This window comes from Nocardia sp. NPDC049935, from assembly GCF_055586645.1.
Genome location: NZ_JBVJHV010000003.1, coordinates 294,886 through 311,290, shown reverse-complemented (window position 1 = coordinate 311,290; position 16,405 = coordinate 294,886). Strand labels below are relative to the sequence as shown.

The window sequence follows — 16,405 nt, the reverse complement described above, 5'->3', positions numbered from 1 at the left end:
AGGCGGTAACTTGCCCGACCACGAAGGGTCCCGCGCGACTCCGGACTCCGGAGCGGCCGGGCGTCTCGCCGACGTGCGCAAGGCGATGGTGCCGGTCGAGCGGTGGTTTCAGCATGCCGGTAAATCGCTCGGTCTGCTGTGGCGGCGTTCGCTGCAACTCCGGGTCATCGTCTCGACGCTGACGCTCTCGCTGATCGTCATCACGGTCCTGGGCGTGGTGCTGACCAGCCAGATCACCGACCGTCTCCTGGACGCGAAGATCAACGCCGGTGTCGAGGAGATGGATCGCGTCCGCAACACCGTCGAGGGCCAGCTCGCCGGTGTCAGCGATCCCACCAGCCAGCAGCAGCGGCTCTCCGACGCCCGCGATTCGCTGTCGAACCGGCGTGATTCCAGCCGTTCCAGCGATGCGGCGGGCAGTTTCGACGCGGCCCTGGTGATGATCGGCGGCACGCCGCAACAGGTGATGGCCGCCGGGCCGATCCAGGAGGTCCCGGATTCGCTGCGCCGCTTCGTCCAGCGCAACCAGGTGAGCTATCAGTTCGCCACCGTCGCGGATCCGGACGGCTATCACGGCCGGGCGCTGATCATCGGCAGTCCCAGCGCCGAAGTACCCACGCTGGAGATCTATCTGATCTTCCCGCTGGGCAACGAGGAACGCAGCCTGGCGCTGATGCGCGGGACCATGCTGGTCGGCGGGGTGGTGCTGCTGATCCTGCTGGCCGCCATCACCGCGCTGGTCACCAGGCAGGTGGTGCTCCCGATCCGCTCCGCCGCCCGGATCGCCGGCCGGTTCGCCGACGGCCGCCTCAAAGAACGCATGCTGGTGCGCGGCGACGACGATATCGCCAGGCTGGCCAAGGCGTTCAACGAAATGGCCGAGAGCCTGTCCAACCAGATCAACCAGCTCGAAGAATTCGGCAATCTGCAGCGCCGGTTCACCTCCGATGTCAGCCACGAACTGCGTACTCCGCTGACCACGGTGCGGATGGCCGCCGATCTGATCCACGGCAGCAGCGACGATCTGGATCCGGCCCTGGCCCGCAGCGCGGAGCTGCTGGTAACCGAGCTGGACCGGTTCGAGGGCCTGCTCAACGATCTGCTCGAGATCTCCCGCCACGACGCCGGAGTCGCCGAACTCCAGGTGGAATCGCTGGATGTGCGGATGTGTGTGCGGGCGGCGATCTCCACCGTCCGCCATCTCGCGCGCGACGCGGCGGTCGAGGTCGTCATCGATCTGCCCGAGGACCCGGTGGTGGCCGAGGTCGACCCCCGCCGGGTGGAGCGGGTGCTGCGGAATCTCCTCGCCAACGCCATCGACCACAGCGAGGGCAAACCGGTACTCATCCGGATGCGCGGCGATACCGAGGCGAACGCGCTCGCGGTGGTGGTGCGGGATCAAGGGGTGGGCCTGCGCCCGGGCGAGGAGAAACTGGTCTTCAGCCGGTTCTGGCGCTCGGACCCCTCGCGGATGCGCCGGTCCGGCGGGACCGGCCTCGGATTGTCCATCAGTGTCGAGGACGCGAACCTGCACGACGGAAAACTCGAGGCCTGGGGCCGGCCCGGTGTCGGCGCCAGTTTCCGCTTGACCCTGCCGCTGGTCCGCGGGCAGAAACTCGGGAAGAGCCCGCTGCCGCTGGAACCGGGTATGCGGCGGGGGCCCCGCCGTCCGCATACCGACGAGCAGGGACCGGAGGACCTCGGCCCGCCGGTCAGCGAGACCGAACCGTGGGCTCCGCAGCGGACCGACCGGACCGAGCCCGCGTCCGCCGAGCCCGGCGCGGACCCCGCGCCCGCCGACGGCGATACGACCGATCCCGCCGCGGCGCCGGAAACCGGGACCGCTACGCCCGGCCCCGCACCGGCCGCTGTGGAACCGGTCGCCCAGGCCGGCCCCCGCGAAGCGAGCGATTCCCAGGCCCCCACCGAAGGGCGGAAGTCCACCGACAGCGGAGACCAGAAACCATGACCGTGCGCTCCGGACATCCCCGATGGTTACGGCTGTTCACCGTCCTCGCCGCCGTCGCGGCGCTGGTGGCCGCGGGCGGATGTGCCAACCTGCCCGATTCCTCGCAGCCCCAGGCGCTGGGCACCATCGAGCAGGAGCCCACGGCCGAAGGCCCGCCGCTGCCCACCGAAGGCCGCGATCCCGACCTGCTGCTCGGCGATTTCCTGAAGGCCACCGCCGATCCCACCGACGGTCATCTCGCCGCCCGCCAGTACATGACCCCCGCGGCCTCCACCCAGTGGAACGACGCGGATTCCAATGTGATCGTGGAGCGGGCCGATACGCTGCGCGAATCGCGCACCGAGAACGAGGCGACCTATGTGCTGCGCGCCCGTAAGGTCGGTGAGCTCGCCCCGGACGGTTCGTACCACGCGGTGGACGGGATCATCGAGCACAAGATCGAGATGAACCGGGTCGACGGGGAATGGCGGATCGACGAACTCCCCGACGGCGTGGTGATGGAATACAGCGCCTTCACCCAGTCCTACCGGCGGCAGGCGCTGTACTTCGTCACCGCCGACGGCCAGGCGGTGGCGCCGGATCTGCGCTGGATCTCGGTACGCCCCGACGAGGTGGCGCAGCAACTGGTGACCATGCTGATCGCCGGGCCACAGCCCTTCATCGCCCCCGCGGTCCGCAACTACCTCGCCCCACCGGTGGCGGTGCGCGGGACCGTGACCAAGGCCAACGGCGATCCGGTCGGGGTGGGCGTGGGACTGGGCGGCGTCCGGATCGATTTCTCCGGCGTCGGTGACCTGAACGAACGTGACCGCGAACTGTTCGCCGCCCAGGTGATCCTCACCCTCGCCGCCGCCGATGTGCTCGGGCCCTACATGCTGCTCGCCGACGGCCGTCCGCTCGACGAGCGATTCGCCGGCAGCGGCTGGTCGGTCGACGATCTGGGCCCGATCGCCGATACCGTCCAGCCCCAGGCCCAGGTGGGCCTGCACGCGCTGCGCAACGGCGCCCTCGTCGAGGTCGGCAACAACAGTTCGCTCACACCCACCCCGGGCTACTTCGGTTCGGTGCAGAACCTGCAGTCGGTCGGGCTGTCGCCGGACGCGAAACTCGTCGCGGCGGTCGCCGACGCGGGCCGGGCGCCACCGCAGCCGCAGCGCACCCTGATGGTCGGCAGCTACGGCGGAAACGCGTTCCCGGTCGCCGAGGGCAGCGCGATCACCCGCCCGTCCTGGACCGCCGACGGCAGTGCCGCCTGGGCCGTCATCAACGGCAACCGGGTGATCCGGGCGGTCACGAACCGTGATACCGGCAATGTCTCGGTGCAGGAGGTCGACACCGCCCAGCTGTTCGCCGACGATTCCGGGTCCGCGATCGAAGCGCCCATCACCGAACTGCGGATCTCCCGCAACGGGGTCAGCGCGGCGCTGATCGCCGACGGCGAGGTGTACACCGCGATGGTGCTGCGCCGGCCCGACGGTAGTTTCGCGCTCGCCTCTCCCCAGCAGATCGCGATCGAACTCAGCGCGCCCGCCACCAGCCTGGACTGGTACAGCGACGATACGATCATCCTGGCCGGCAGCGGCACGGTCGATCCGGTGCGGACGGTCAAGATCGACGGGTCGGGTATGTCCTCACTGGGCGGGCGCAATCTCACTCCGCCGGTCCGGCTGGTCACGGGGTCCATCGAACGGCAGTATGTGGCCGATTCGCGGGCGGTGCTGGAGCTGACCCGGACACCCGAGGGCGGCGACCCGTATTGGCGTGAGGTGCCGGGGCTGGGAGCGGACGCGGTACCCGTCCTGCCGGGGTGAGCTGTGTTTTCGGCGCCGACTTCGTCGGCGCGGGGTTCGGCCCTCTTGGCGTCGCCTTTCAGCCCTCGAGACTCGTGGCTTCGCCACCTGCGCTTCGAGGGCTGAAAGGCGACGCGGGCCGAACCCTTGGAGGGCCTCGCTGAACTCGGCGCCGTGGGGAGTGGTCGGGGGTTTGTACTCGGGGGTGCGAGTGGTTGGTCGTTCGGGCGGGGTGTCGGTGGGCGGGGGCAGACTGCCGTGCGTGGGGACATTGCTCGATCTGGTGGTGCCGGCGCAGTGCGGGGGATGTGGACGTCCGGGGACCGCGTGGTGTGCGGAGTGCGCGAAATATCTCGCGGGTCCGCCGCGGCGGGTGTTTCCGCGGGTGGATCCGGGGGTGCCGTGCTGGGCGCTGAGTCCGTACAGGGGGCCTGCCCGGCAGGCGGTGCTCGGGGTGAAGGAACGGGGGCGGCGGGATCTGGCCCGGCCGCTGGGGGCGGCGCTCGCGGCGGGGCTGGCCGAGTTGCGGGCACCCGGTATGCCCCTGATACTTGTACCTTCGCCGAGCCGTGGCGTCGCCGCCCGGCGGCGGGGCGGTGATCCGGTACTGCGCTGCGCGCGGGTGGCTGCCCGATCGCTGGACGGTTGCCAGGTGGTGCCGTGTCTGCGAGTCTGGTGGGGAGTCCGCGATTCGGCCGGGCTGTCGGCGCGCGAGCGCGGCCGCAATCTCCGCGGCCGGGTGAGCGCCGCGCCGCTTCCGGTATCGGCGCGGAACGCGCAGGTCGTGATGGTCGACGATGTGCTCACGACAGGGGCCACGGTGTACGCGTGCGCGCGTGCCCTGGCGGCGGTGGGGTCATGTCTGGATGGCGTATTGGTGACGTGTGCCGCGTGAATCCGGGAAATTTGCGTGAACAGTGGCGAACGTCGGATCCGCGTACTAGCGTCGCGTTCACACACCCCGTTCCGGGAGTTTGGAGGTGGGCCGAGGACTCGAGATGCCGGCCGACTGATGGAACGTGGCCGGCACCGTTTCATCCCGCCGCACGCGTCGGAAGTGTGCGGCCAGAACCGGGAGGTACGCGTGACGACATCTTCACGACCTTCAGTACAGGACACCGCCCCGAGCCGGCTGGACGAGCAGCTGGACCAACCGCGAGAAACCAGGGCCGACATCGTGGTCAAGGGCCGCAATGTCGAGGTTCCCGACCATTACCGAATCTATGTGGCGGACAAGCTGTCCCGGCTGGAACGCTTCGATCCCTCGATCTTCCTGTTCGATGTGGAACTCTTCCACGAACGCAATCGTCGTCAACGCAAGAGCTGCCAGCGGGTGGAGATCACCGCCCGCGGTAAAGGACCGATCGTCCGCGCCGAGGCCTGCGCGGACAGTTTCTACGCCGCATTCGAGGCCGTGACCGCCAAGCTGGAGAGCCGGCTGCGCCGCACCAAGGACCGGCGCCGCGTGCACTACGGCGAGAAGACCCCGGTCTCGGTGCACGACGCCACCGCCGATCTCACCGACGAACTGCTCGGGGATCTGTCCGGCGCGGCCCACGACCATTCGCCGCACAGTGCGAAGCGGTCGGATTTCGCCGCCGACTACCCCGAATACGAGGGTCCCGGCCATATCGTGCGCACCAAGGTCCATTCGGCGATCCCCATGACGGTCGATGACGCCCTCTACCAGATGGAGCTGGTCGGCCACGATTTCTTCTTGTTCCAGGACAAGGAAACCGACCGTCCGTCGGTCGTCTATCGCAGGCATGCCTTCGATTACGGTTTGATCAGGCTCGCCTGATCGACAGCGCAACCGGCCGGTCCGCCCGCGGACCGGCCGGTTTTCTCATTCCGGCCGCTCCCGGTCGTAGGTTTCCCGATGTACGGCCTGATCCAGCAGCCGGCGACCCCGCCAGCCGAAGCGCTCCAGATCCGGTGTCCGCTGGAATTCGGTGACCGGGCCGATACACAGCCAGGCCACCGGGCGGATTCCGGCGGGCAGATCGACCAGCTCGGACAGGAACGGCGCGTCGTAGAACGACACCCACCCCACCCCCACCAGTTCGGCGGTCGCGGCCAGCCACAGGTTCTGGATTGCGAGAATTGTCGAATACACCCCGGTTTCGGGCACCGACGCCCGGCCCAGGATATGGGGGCCGCCCCGCGAATCGTCGTGGGTGACCACCACCCCGGTGCCGCTCTCCTCGATGCCCTCGATCTTGATGGGATCGAAGGTACGCGCGCGGTCCGGGGGCAGGGAGCGCGCGAATTCGAGCCTTTTCTCCGCGACGTGGGCGGCGAACTTCCGCAGGGTGGCGCTCTGGCGGACCACCACGAAATCCCAGGGCTGTGAATTGCCGACACTCGGCGCGCAATGCGCCGCCTCGAGTATTCGCCGCAGGGTGGCCTCGTCGATCGGCTCACCGGTGAACTCGGCGCGGACATCGCGCCTGGTCCGGATTGCCTCGTACACACTCATCTCACCAGCACCCACCCCGTCAGTATGTCCCCTCGGTCCGGGTGGACGGGCCGGGTTCACCGCACTCGGCGTTCACGGCAGGGCTGCGAGCGCACTCGGGGCCCCGTAACTAGATGTCACGGGGCCCCGAGGGCCGCGGAATATGGCGACCGGGTCGCGGTCGGTGGTCTCAGCTCGCGATCGGCAGGACCCTGCGGCCGAGTTTGCGCCGTCCTTCCGCGATCGCCGACCGCAGTCCGCGCCGTTTGCCGGTGACGGGATCGATGGTGGAGACGGCCTGCCCGTTGAACTTGCGCTCCGAAGCCGTTTCGGGCGCGTCGTCGGCGGTGTGGCGCAGGTATTTGTTGGGCAGCGCGAGTTTGGCGATGGTCCGCCAGGCCTTGAAGTACTGGACCGGCAGCGAACCGGTGGTGTAGGGCAGGTCGTACTTATCGCAGAGTTCGCGCACCCGGACCGCGACCTCGGCGTAGCGATTGCTCGGCAGATCGGGGAAGAGGTGGTGTTCGATCTGGTGGCTCAGGTTCCCGGTCATGAAATGCATGAGTTTGCCGCCGGAGATATTGGCGCTGCCCAGCATCTGCCGCAGATACCACTGGGCATGGGTCTCGTTGTCGATATCGGCCTTGGTGAATTTCTCGGCGCCGTCGGGGAAGTGGCCGCAGAAGATGACCGCATTGGACCAGACATTACGGATCACATTGGCCGCGAAGTTGGCGGTGAGGGTGTGGAAGAACGACGGCCCGGTGAGCAGCGGGAAGACCACATAGTCCTTGAGGGCCTGCTTTTTGATCTTGGCGAGGGCCTCGCCGACCTTGCGGTCGAATTCGGCGCGTTCGGGACTTCCGGGTTTCACCTTGCCGGCCGCGACCTTGCCGAGTTCCAGATGCTGGATGGCGACGCCGTATTCGAAGAGCGACTGCAGCACCAGGTTGTAGACCGGGTTGCCGATATTGAACGGCTTCCACCGCTGATCGCGGGTGACGCGCAGCAGGCCGTAGCCGATATCGTCGTCCATGCCCAGAACGTTGGTGTACTTGTGATGCAGGAAGTTGTGGGTGTGCTTCCAGTGCTTGGACGGGCCGGCGTTATCCCATTCCCAGTGGGTGGAGTGGATCTCCGGATCGTTCATCCAATCCCACTGACCGTGCATCACGTTATGCCCGATCTCCATGTTCTCGATGATCTTGGCGGTGCCCAGGAGAGCCACTCCGGCGAACCACGCCGGCGGTAGGAAGCTCGCGAATAGAACGGTGCGGCCGCTGATCTCGAGCGCGCGCTGCAATCGGATGACGTTGCGGATGTAGCGGGCGTCTCGTTCGCCGCGGGTGGATTCGATGTCGCGGCGAATCGCGTCGAACTCCGCCGCGAGCGCTTCCACATCCGCCTCGGTGAGGTGCGCGTATTCCTTGACATCCGATATAGCCATGGGGCTACCCTACCGTAAGTTACGGCACCGTAGGTTTGGAGATTTCCGCAGAAAATGTGGTGTGCGCCCTATTGCGCGTCCCAAAAGCGGATGTTAGGTCAAGGGGGATCGCCGTAGACGCGGATCACTCTCGGGCCTCGATTGCATGATCGATCGATCTCGGGCGCACGTTACATCACGAATCGATATCGGCGAAAGGGGCCGGCGCCCGCTATACCGAGGGCGTGCTCGCCCGGCGCAACGCGTACCGGGCACGGCGCAGCAGCAGCCGCTCCTGCCGGGTCTTGGCCCGCAGCAGTTCGCGCTCCTGTTTCGCCTTGGCCCGCAGATTCCGCTCGGCGACGCGCAGCACTTCCTTCTCGTGTTCCGCTTTGGCGCGCAGTGCCACCTTCGCTTCGTGCAATGCCGAGCGCAGTCCCCGGCGTTTTCCGGTGGCCGGGTCGATGCTCCAGGGGCGGTGCTCGGAATCCGGGTGCGGGGTGAGCCCGGCGAATTTCCGTTCGGAGGAGGTCTCCGGGGCATCGTCGGCGGTGCGCCGCAGGAATCGGTCCGGCAGGGCGAGTTTGTGAATGGTGCGGAAAGCGAGCAGATACTGTTTGCCCAGCGATCCGGTCGTATACGGCAGATCGTATTTCTCGCACAGCGCCCGCACCCGGGTCGCGACCTCCGGGTAACGATTGCTCGGCAGGTCCGGGAAGAGGTGGTGCTCGATCTGATAACTCAGATTCCCGCTCATGAAGCCCATGACCGGTCCGGCCGAGAAGTTCGCGCTACCCAGCATCTGGCGCAGATACCATTCGCCGGGCGTCTCGCCGACGAGTTGTTCCTCGGTGAACTTCTCGGCCCCGTCGGGGAAATGCCCGCAGAAGATCACCGCGTACGCCCACAGGTTGCGGATCAGATTCGCGGTGGCGTTCGCCTTCAGGGTCGAGGTGAACGCGGGCCCGGTGAGCGCGGGGTAGACCAGGAAATCCTTGGTCACCTGCCGGGTGATCTTGCGGGCGAACGCCCGGTTGGGTTCCGAGCCGAGCTGGTAGCGCGGCACCCCGGAGAGCTCCTTGTCGATGCTCCAATCGTGCAGCGCGATCCCCCATTCGAAGAGGGCGGCCAGGATCACATTGGCGACCGGCTGCACCAGGTGCAGCGGACGCCACGGCTCGTCGCGCGTCATGCGCAGGATGCCGAACCCCAGGTCCTCGTCCTTGCCCAGCACATTGGTGTAGGTGTGATGGGAATAGTTGTGGGCCCGCCGCCACTGCGACGACGGCCCGGTCATATCCCACTCCCAGTTGGTGGAGTGGATCTCGGGATCGTTCATCCAGTCCCACTGGCCGTGGCTGATGTTGTGACCCAGCTCCATGTTCTCGATGATCTTGGCCACCGACAGCATCGCGGTGCCGGTCAGCCAGGCCCAGCGGTTCCGGCTGCCGAACAGTACCGCGCGGGCCGCGAGTTCCAGGCCGCGCTGGGCGGCGATGGTCCGGCGGATATAGCGGGCGTCGCGTTCACCGAGGGATTGCTCCACCGAGCGCCGGATCCCGTCGAGTTCTTGGCCCAGCGTCTCGACATCGGCGGCCGTGAGGTGGGCAAAGGCTCTGATGTCGGTGATGGCCACCGGCGTCCCTTCTGTTGGCGCGGTCCGCGGAAACGAGAGTGCGTCGGGCGGTGCCCCGCCGTCGTCCCCGGCCCTGCGCGTTCGTCTGCCGATATCGCCGTCGACACTGCCGGTCGATTTCGGACCCGGCTCGGAAACGGCGAACGGATATGGATGATCTTCCCGTACGGGAAGGACCTGTGTCGCCTACGAGGGTACCCGTGTCAAGTGGATTACCGGCCCCGTGGCCGGTCGTCCTCAGACCTCCAGCGTGCAGTCCCCGGCCGCGGCCGAGATGCAGGTCTGCACCTTCTCGCCCTCGAACCGTTCCGCGCCGTTGCGCAGATCGCGGGCGTGCCCCGAACTCAGGGTCACCACGCAGGTCTGGCAGATACCCATCCGGCAGCCGAACGGCATCTGGACGCCCGCGGATTCGCCGGCCTCCAGCAGCGTGGTGGCGCCGTCGACGGTGACCGCACGGCCGGTTCTGCCGAAGGTGACGGTGCCGCCCTCCGCGTTCGCGGACCGCTCCACCTCGAAACGTTCCACGTGCAGCCGGGATTCGATACCCGCGTCCTGCCAGTGCCGCTCGATATCGGCGAGCATTCCCAGCGGGCCGCAGGCCCAGGTCTGGCGCTCCCGCCAGTCGGGGTAGAGCTCGTCGAGGGCGGCCGGGGTGAATTTGCCCCGGTCTCCGGTGAGATGGACGTGGGAGACGAAGCCGGGCCGCCGGGCGTGCAGGTCGGCGAGTTCGGCGCCGAACATCACATCGTCGGCGGTCCGCGCGGAGTGCACGTGCACCACATCGGTGACGGCGTCGCGGCGGTCCAGGGCACGCAGCATCGACATCACCGGCGTGATCCCGGAACCCGCGGTGAGGAACAGCACCTTCGGCGGCGGCGGCGAGGGGAGGACGAAGGCGCCCTGCGGTGCGGCCAGCCGGACGACGGTGCCGGGGGAGACGCCGTTGACCAGGTGGCTCGACAGGAAACCTTCCGGCATCGCCTTCACCGCGATCGCGATGACCTTCCGGCCGTGCTGCGGGTCCTCCCACTCCGGCGGGCTGGTGAGCGAATAGGAACGCCAGTGCCAGCGGCCGTCCACCAGGATCCCGATCCCGATGTACTGGCCGGGTTCGTAGCGGAAGTCGAAACCCCAGCCGGGTTTGATCACCAGCGTCGCCGAATCGGCGGTCTCCTTGCGGACGTCGACGATCCGGCCGCGCAGCTCCCGCGCCGACCACAGCGGGTTGGCCAGGTGCAGGTAATCGTCGGGGAGCAGCGGGGTGGTGGCCCGGGCGACCGCGCCGCGCAGCACGTTGAGCCGGCCGCCGCGTTCGGCCACACTCGCGGCCGGTGCCTCGAGCCACTCCCGGACATTCTTGAGAACCATCGCTGCCGTTTCGTCCTTCTGTCGTCGTGGTCGCCGTCGGTGACCGCTCGACGCCAGGTTACGGCATCGTAGGTTCGCGCGGGAGCGACGGCGTCGTGACTGCGACGGATCACAAAGCCGCCGGGGTCGCGGCCCGCGGGATCGGGCCGCGCGGGGGCGGCGCGCTCAGAGCAGGTCGAGCAGAAAAGGCAGTTCCTGGGTCGCGTACCAGGCCAGCTGGTGGTCCTCGGCGTCGCCCAGGACGAACTCGGCGTCCTCGTCGCCCAGATCCGCGGCGTCGATGATGTCGACCGCCTTGGCCACCGCCGGTTCGGCCTCGGCCAGGTCCATATGCACCGAGCCGATGCGCTTGTACTGGATCGGCCCGTCCAGTTTCACCACGGCGTCGTCGAGGTCGGGCCGCAGGGTGACACCGGTGGCGTCCACGGCGATCACCGCGCGCCGGTACATCGGCGCGGTCGAACCGTGGACCTCGTCGGCCAGCAGCCGCAGCGAGGCCCGCGCGGCTTCGCCCATGGCGACCTCGGACAGTTCCTCGTCGTCGCCCGAGGCGTAGGCCTCGCGCAGTGCCGGGGTGAGGGCGAACGCCGTCCCCCCGACCGCGTGCAGTTCGCGTTTGTCCACCAGCTCGCGCAGCATCGGCACGGTGGCCGGCACGTACACGCGCATGGTCTTGCGCTCAGAGGCAGGCACCGAGTATCTCCTCCATCGATTCGGGCACCGACGCGGCCAGTACCCCGATATCGGCCATGGCCTCGCGGTCGGCGTTGAGCCCGTAGCAGACCCGCCCGTCGTAGGACGTGATCCCGATACTCGTCGCCTGGTTGCGCAGCAGTGGACCGACCGGGTACATCTCCAGCATCCGCGCGCCGCCGACGTACATGGGCGTCTGCGGGCCCGGCGCGTTGGTGATCACCACATTGAACGTATGGTCTGCGAACGTACTCGCCGCCCGCACGCTCATCGCGTGCAGGCTGGGTGGAGCGAAGCCGGCCAGATGGATCAGGGTGCGGGCGCGGACCGCGTGCCGCTGCCGGCCGTCCTCGGTGGTCGCGTGGGCGATATGGGAGAGCCGCATCACGGGGCTGGGCTCACCCACCGGCAGGTCGATCAGCAGCGGGGTGATCTCGTTGGGCAGGGTGCGCCCGCTCCCGGGTTCGCCGCCGTATCCCGACATCGGTACCACCGCGCGCAGCACGCTCGATTCGGTGAGGCCCTTGTTCCGCGACAGCAGCCAGTTGCGCAGCGCGCCGGTCACCACGGCCAGGACCACATCGTTGATGCTGCAGCCCACCTGCTGGTGCACCCGCCGGTAGTCGGCCAGCTCGGTGACCGCCACCGCGAACCGGCGCTGCCGGGAGGTGCGGGCGTTCAGCGGGCTGTCGGGGGCGCCGCCCGCCACCGAGCGCACCGCCGAGACCACCGAGTCCAGCGTCCGGCCGGCGGCTCCGACGAGACCGGCCGCGTTGGCGCCGGCCTCGCGCAGCACCTCCACCGCCGAACCGGGCTGCGCCGCGAGATGCCCGAGCGCGCCCAGCAGCAGATCGGTATCGCTGGGCTCGCGGCCCGGACGCCACAGATCGTCGGCGACCTCGCGCGGTGATTCGTCCGGGTCCACCATCACATGGCCGATCTCCAGGGCGGCGCGGCCGTCGACGAGCGCGGCGTGGGATTTCGTGTAGATCGCGCACCGGCCGCCGGACAGGCCCTCGATCAGGTACATCTCCCACAGCGGCCGGCTCGGGTCCAGCGGGCGTGAGCCCAGGCGGGCCACCAGTTCGTGGAGCTGATCGTCGCTACCGGGTGAGGGCAGCGCGGAGCGGCGCAGGTGATAGGTGATGTCGAAACGGCTGTCGTCGACCCAGACGGGCCGGCCCAGCGACAGCGGAACCTCGCGGATCTTGCGGCGGTATCGGGGTATCAGGGGCAGGCGTGATTCCACCAGGTCGACCAGTCCCTGGTAATCGAGGATCCGGTCGCCGTCCGCGGTGGAGTTCTCCAGCACGGCGAGCGACCCGATATGCACCGGGTGGGTGGTCGACTCCAGCCGGAAGAAGTCCGCGTCCTGCGTCGTCAGCCTCGCTATCACGCTGGTGTCTGCTCCTTCGGAGTCCGGAATCCGGACTCCATTGTGACCAGGCGGCAGGCGTTCCCGCACGATTGTGTGCGATATTCCGATAAGCATTCCGAGACCTTGCGTGAATGCTCTCCGTAAGATATCCCGTCATGCCCGCGGTTCGTCGATTGTGCGGTGGGCACACCGGCGGGGTATGCGGCGGCGCCTACCATGGGAGCCGCATTACCATGAAGCAAGCTGCGGCTACGCGCCCGTCGCCGGGACCGTGCGGCCGTGAGTGAACATCGGAGCCGAAACCGACCCAGAGGACTGACGAGACTCGTGCCTGCGCTGACACTGTCGAGGTTGCTACGTTTTGGTGAGGGCCGCATGGTCAAGCGTCTCTCCCATCTCGCCGACGAGGTGATCGGGCTCGAGGGCGACTACGAGCCTTTGTCCGACGCCGAGCTCCAGGCGAAAACCGAGGAGTTCCGGGAGCGCTACGCCGACGGCGAAACTCTCGACGACCTGCTGCTGGAGGCCTTCGCGGTGGCCCGGGAGGCCTCGTGGCGGGTGCTGCAGCAGAAGCACTACAAAGTGCAGATCATGGGCGGCGCGGCGCTGCATCTGGGCAATATCGCCGAGATGAAGACCGGTGAGGGTAAAACCCTCACCTCGGTGCTGCCCGCGTATCTGAACGCGATCGGCGGTGACGGTGTGCATATCGTCACCACCAACGACTACCTGGCCAAACGTGACTCCGAGTGGATGGGCCGGGTGCACCGGTTCCTCGGTCTCGGGGTGGGCGCGATCCTGTCCGGGATGACCCCGGCGCAGCGGCGCGACGCCTACAACGCCGATATCACCTACGGCACCAACAACGAATTCGGCTTCGACTATCTGCGCGACAATATGACCCATTCGCTGGACGATCTCGTCCAGCGCGGCCACAATTTCGCCGTGGTCGACGAGGTCGACTCCATTCTGATCGACGAGGCCCGTACGCCGTTGATCATCTCCGGTCCGGCGGATGCGTCCAGTAAGTGGTATGCGGAATTCGCCCGAATTGCGCCGTTGCTGAAAAAGGACCTGCACTACGAGGTCGATATCAAGAAGCGCACGATCGGCGTGCACGAGGCGGGCGTGGAGTTCGTCGAGGATCAGCTCGGTATCGACAATCTCTACGAGGCCGCCAACTCGCCGCTGGTGAGCTACCTGAACAACGCCGTGAAGGCCAAGGAGCTCTACACCAAGGACAAGGACTACATCGTCCGCGACGGTGAGGTGATCATCGTCGACGAGTTCACCGGGCGCATCCTGGTCGGCCGCCGCTACAACGAGGGGATGCACCAGGCGATCGAGGCCAAGGAAGAGGTCGAGATCCAGCCGGAGAACCAGACCCTGGCCACCATCACCCTGCAGAACTACTTCCGCCTCTACGACAAGCTGTCGGGTATGACCGGTACCGCCGAGACCGAGGCGGCGGAGTTGCACCAGATCTACAGCCTGGGCGTCATCCCGATCCCGACCAACCGGCCCATGGTCCGCGCCGATCAGGCCGATCTCATCTACAAGACCGAAGAGGCGAAGTTCGCCGCCGTGGTCGACGATGTGGTGGAGCGCTACGAGGCCGGGCAGCCGGTGCTGATCGGTACCACCAGCGTGGACCGTTCGGAGTACCTGTCCAAGCAGCTCACCAAGCGCGGGGTTGCGCACAACGTGCTGAACGCGAAGTTCCACGAGAAGGAAGCGCAGATCATCGCCGAGGCGGGGCGTCCCGGCACGGTGACCGTCGCGACCAATATGGCCGGTCGCGGCACCGATATCGTGCTCGGCGGCAACCCCGACATCATCACCGACACTCTGCTGCGCCAGCAGGGCCTGGACCCGGTGAACACGCCGGAGGAGTACCAGGCCAACTGGTTCCACGCGCTGGAGAAGGTCAAGAAGCAGGTATCCGAGGACGCCGAGGCGGTGCGGGACGCGGGCGGTCTGTACGTACTCGGCACCGAGCGCCACGACTCGCGGCGTATCGACAACCAGCTGCGCGGTCGCGCCGGCCGTCAGGGCGACCCGGGCGAATCCCGGTTCTACCTGTCGCTGGGCGACGAGCTGATGCGGCGCTTCAACGGCGCGGCGCTGGAGTCGATCATGACCCGGCTCAACCTGCCCGACGATGTGCCGATCGAGGCGAAGATGGTCTCCAAGGCCATCAAGAGTGCGCAGACCCAGGTCGAGCAGCAGAACTTCGAGATCCGCAAGAACGTGCTCAAATACGACGAGGTGATGAACCAGCAGCGCACCGTCATCTACGACGAGCGCAACCGGATCCTGCGCGGTGAGGATATGGAGGGCCAGGTCCAGAGCATGATCACCGATGTGATCACCGCCTATGTCAACGGCGCCACCGCCGAGGGCTATGTGGAGGACTGGGATCTGGACAAACTGTGGGGCGCCCTGCGGACCCTCTACCCGGTGAGCATGACCCACCAGGATCTCACCGGTGAGACCGAGGTCGGCGAAGCGGGCGAACTCACCCGCGACGATCTGCTGGACACCCTGCTCGACGACGCGCACTCCGCCTACGAACAGCGCGAGAACGAGATCGACGGGCTGGCCGGCGAGGGCAGTATGCGCACCCTGGAACGTCAGGTGCTGCTGTCGGTGCTGGACCGCAAATGGCGCGAGCATCTCTACGAGATGGACTACCTCAAGGAAGGTATCGGCCTGCGCGCCATGGCCCAGCGCGATCCGCTGGTCGAGTATCAGCGCGAGGGTTTCGATATGTTCGCCAATATGCTCGAGGGGCTGAAGGAGGACGCCGCCGGCATCCTGTTCAACGTCCAGGTCGAGGTGCAGCAGCCGCAGCCCGAGGGCGTGCAGGTGGACCAGGGTCTGCGGTCGCCGGTCGGCGCGCTGGCCGGAGCCCAGCCGCTGCCCGAGAGCCAGTACCCCACGGAGAAGCTGCCGATCATCAACGGCGCCCCGCCGGCCCTGCGGGCCCGGGGTCTCGACCAGTCGGGCCCGCGCGGGCTGAGCTACTCCGGACCCGACGAGGGCGGCCGTACGGCGGTACACAGTGACGTCGAGGAGTACGGCGCCGACGGCCAGCCGCAGGGCACCCGGCGGGAACGCCGGGAGGCGGCCCGGGCGCAGACCAAACAGGGCAAGGGACCGAAATCCCGCCGTAAGCACTAGGCACCGGATCCGGCGGCGCCCCTCCGGCCGGAGGGGCGCCGCCGTTTCGCTGTCCGGTCCCGGGTCCGCCCGGCGCGGTCCGCGGACCGTTCGTGCTAGCCCGCGGAACCGTGCCGCGGACAGTAGGACGCGACCGCGGCCGCCAGGAAAAGGTAGGGGTACTCCACGAAAGGCCGCGCCTCCTCGGCGAGGTAGGTGCGGTTGGCCGAGGTGTTCCCGGCCTTGTCGAGATATTCGCACTGGGCGTGGGCCAGAGCGATGGCACCGTCCTGAACGGGCCGGACCTCGTCGTCGAACGCGCTGGCCCGGAGGAACTCTCGATCGTTGAACGGTAGCTGGGCGACGGAATCGTCCTTGCCCGCCGGATTGTGGATTCCGGTGGTGGCCGCGGCGCCGGGCCGGGTACCTGACTGGGGATGGGCCCAGACGGCCGGCGAACCGGCGCATACGAGCGCGGCCGCGGCCGCGCTGATGATCAATATTCTCGACATCGTTCCTTCT

The 16,405-nt window shown here is 67.7% G+C and carries 12 protein-coding genes; 5 read left to right on the top strand and 7 right to left on the bottom strand.

Annotated elements, in window-relative coordinates:
- The first annotated feature begins 85 nt into the window (after nt 1–85).
- From mtrB to hpf, 4 genes are all read left to right on the top strand, one after another.
- On the top strand, nt 86–1,969 hold the full coding sequence (gene mtrB, locus ACZ6SF_RS14350) for an MtrAB system histidine kinase MtrB (RefSeq protein WP_466062989.1): 1,884 nt from the start codon (nt 86–88) through the stop codon (nt 1,967–1,969).
- Nucleotides 1,966–3,780, top strand: a complete 1,815-nt coding sequence (gene lpqB / locus ACZ6SF_RS14345; protein WP_466062549.1) for an MtrAB system accessory lipoprotein LpqB — start codon at nt 1,966–1,968, stop codon at nt 3,778–3,780. The genes mtrB and lpqB overlap by 4 nt, the downstream gene beginning before the upstream one ends.
- A 433-nt stretch (nt 3,781–4,213) precedes the next feature.
- Entirely contained in the window at nt 4,214–4,654 is a 441-nt protein-coding gene (locus ACZ6SF_RS14340) for a ComF family protein (protein WP_466062547.1), read from the top strand.
- Between the two features lie 189 nt (nt 4,655–4,843).
- Nucleotides 4,844–5,560 carry a ribosome hibernation-promoting factor, HPF/YfiA family gene (hpf, locus tag ACZ6SF_RS14335; protein ID WP_466062546.1) on the top strand — a complete coding sequence of 239 codons (717 nt, stop codon included), beginning with the start codon at nt 4,844–4,846 and terminating at the stop codon, nt 5,558–5,560.
- Nucleotides 5,561–5,605: 45 nt separating this feature from the next.
- Here the strand turns inward: hpf and bluB are convergent, their stop codons facing one another.
- From bluB to ACZ6SF_RS14305, 6 genes are all read right to left on the bottom strand, one after another.
- Nucleotides 5,606–6,238 (bottom strand): 5,6-dimethylbenzimidazole synthase, encoded by a 633-nt coding sequence (gene bluB / locus ACZ6SF_RS14330; RefSeq protein WP_466062988.1) that lies wholly within the window; start codon nt 6,236–6,238, stop codon nt 5,606–5,608.
- Between the two features lie 169 nt (nt 6,239–6,407).
- On the bottom strand, nt 6,408–7,664 hold the full coding sequence (locus ACZ6SF_RS14325; RefSeq protein WP_466062545.1) for a fatty acid desaturase family protein: 1,257 nt from the start codon (nt 7,662–7,664) through the stop codon (nt 6,408–6,410).
- A gap of 211 nt (nt 7,665–7,875) precedes the next feature.
- On the bottom strand, nt 7,876–9,279 hold the full coding sequence (locus tag ACZ6SF_RS14320) for a fatty acid desaturase family protein (protein ID WP_466062544.1): 1,404 nt from the start codon (nt 9,277–9,279) through the stop codon (nt 7,876–7,878).
- 237 nt (nt 9,280–9,516) lie between these two features.
- On the bottom strand, nt 9,517–10,650 hold the full coding sequence (locus ACZ6SF_RS14315; protein ID WP_466062543.1) for a ferredoxin reductase: 1,134 nt from the start codon (nt 10,648–10,650) through the stop codon (nt 9,517–9,519).
- Nucleotides 10,651–10,815: 165 nt separating this feature from the next.
- The gene (locus tag ACZ6SF_RS14310) at nt 10,816–11,319 is read right to left on the bottom strand and encodes a DUF6912 family protein (protein ID WP_466062987.1); all 504 of its coding nucleotides are present in this window, start codon (nt 11,317–11,319) and stop codon (nt 10,816–10,818) included.
- A 10-nt stretch (nt 11,320–11,329) separates the two neighbouring features.
- Entirely contained in the window at nt 11,330–12,739 is a 1,410-nt protein-coding gene (locus tag ACZ6SF_RS14305) for a WS/DGAT/MGAT family O-acyltransferase (protein ID WP_466062542.1), read from the bottom strand.
- 309 nt (nt 12,740–13,048) lie between these two features.
- Between ACZ6SF_RS14305 and secA the strand changes: the two genes are divergently transcribed.
- Entirely contained in the window at nt 13,049–15,904 is a 2,856-nt protein-coding gene (gene secA / locus ACZ6SF_RS14300; protein ID WP_466062541.1) for a preprotein translocase subunit SecA, read from the top strand.
- Between the two features lie 95 nt (nt 15,905–15,999).
- Here secA and ACZ6SF_RS14295 read toward each other — a convergent pair whose 3' ends face one another.
- Nucleotides 16,000–16,395 carry a DUF732 domain-containing protein gene (locus ACZ6SF_RS14295; RefSeq protein WP_466062540.1) on the bottom strand — a complete coding sequence of 132 codons (396 nt, stop codon included), beginning with the start codon at nt 16,393–16,395 and terminating at the stop codon, nt 16,000–16,002.
- Between the last annotated feature and the right edge of the window lie 10 nt (nt 16,396–16,405).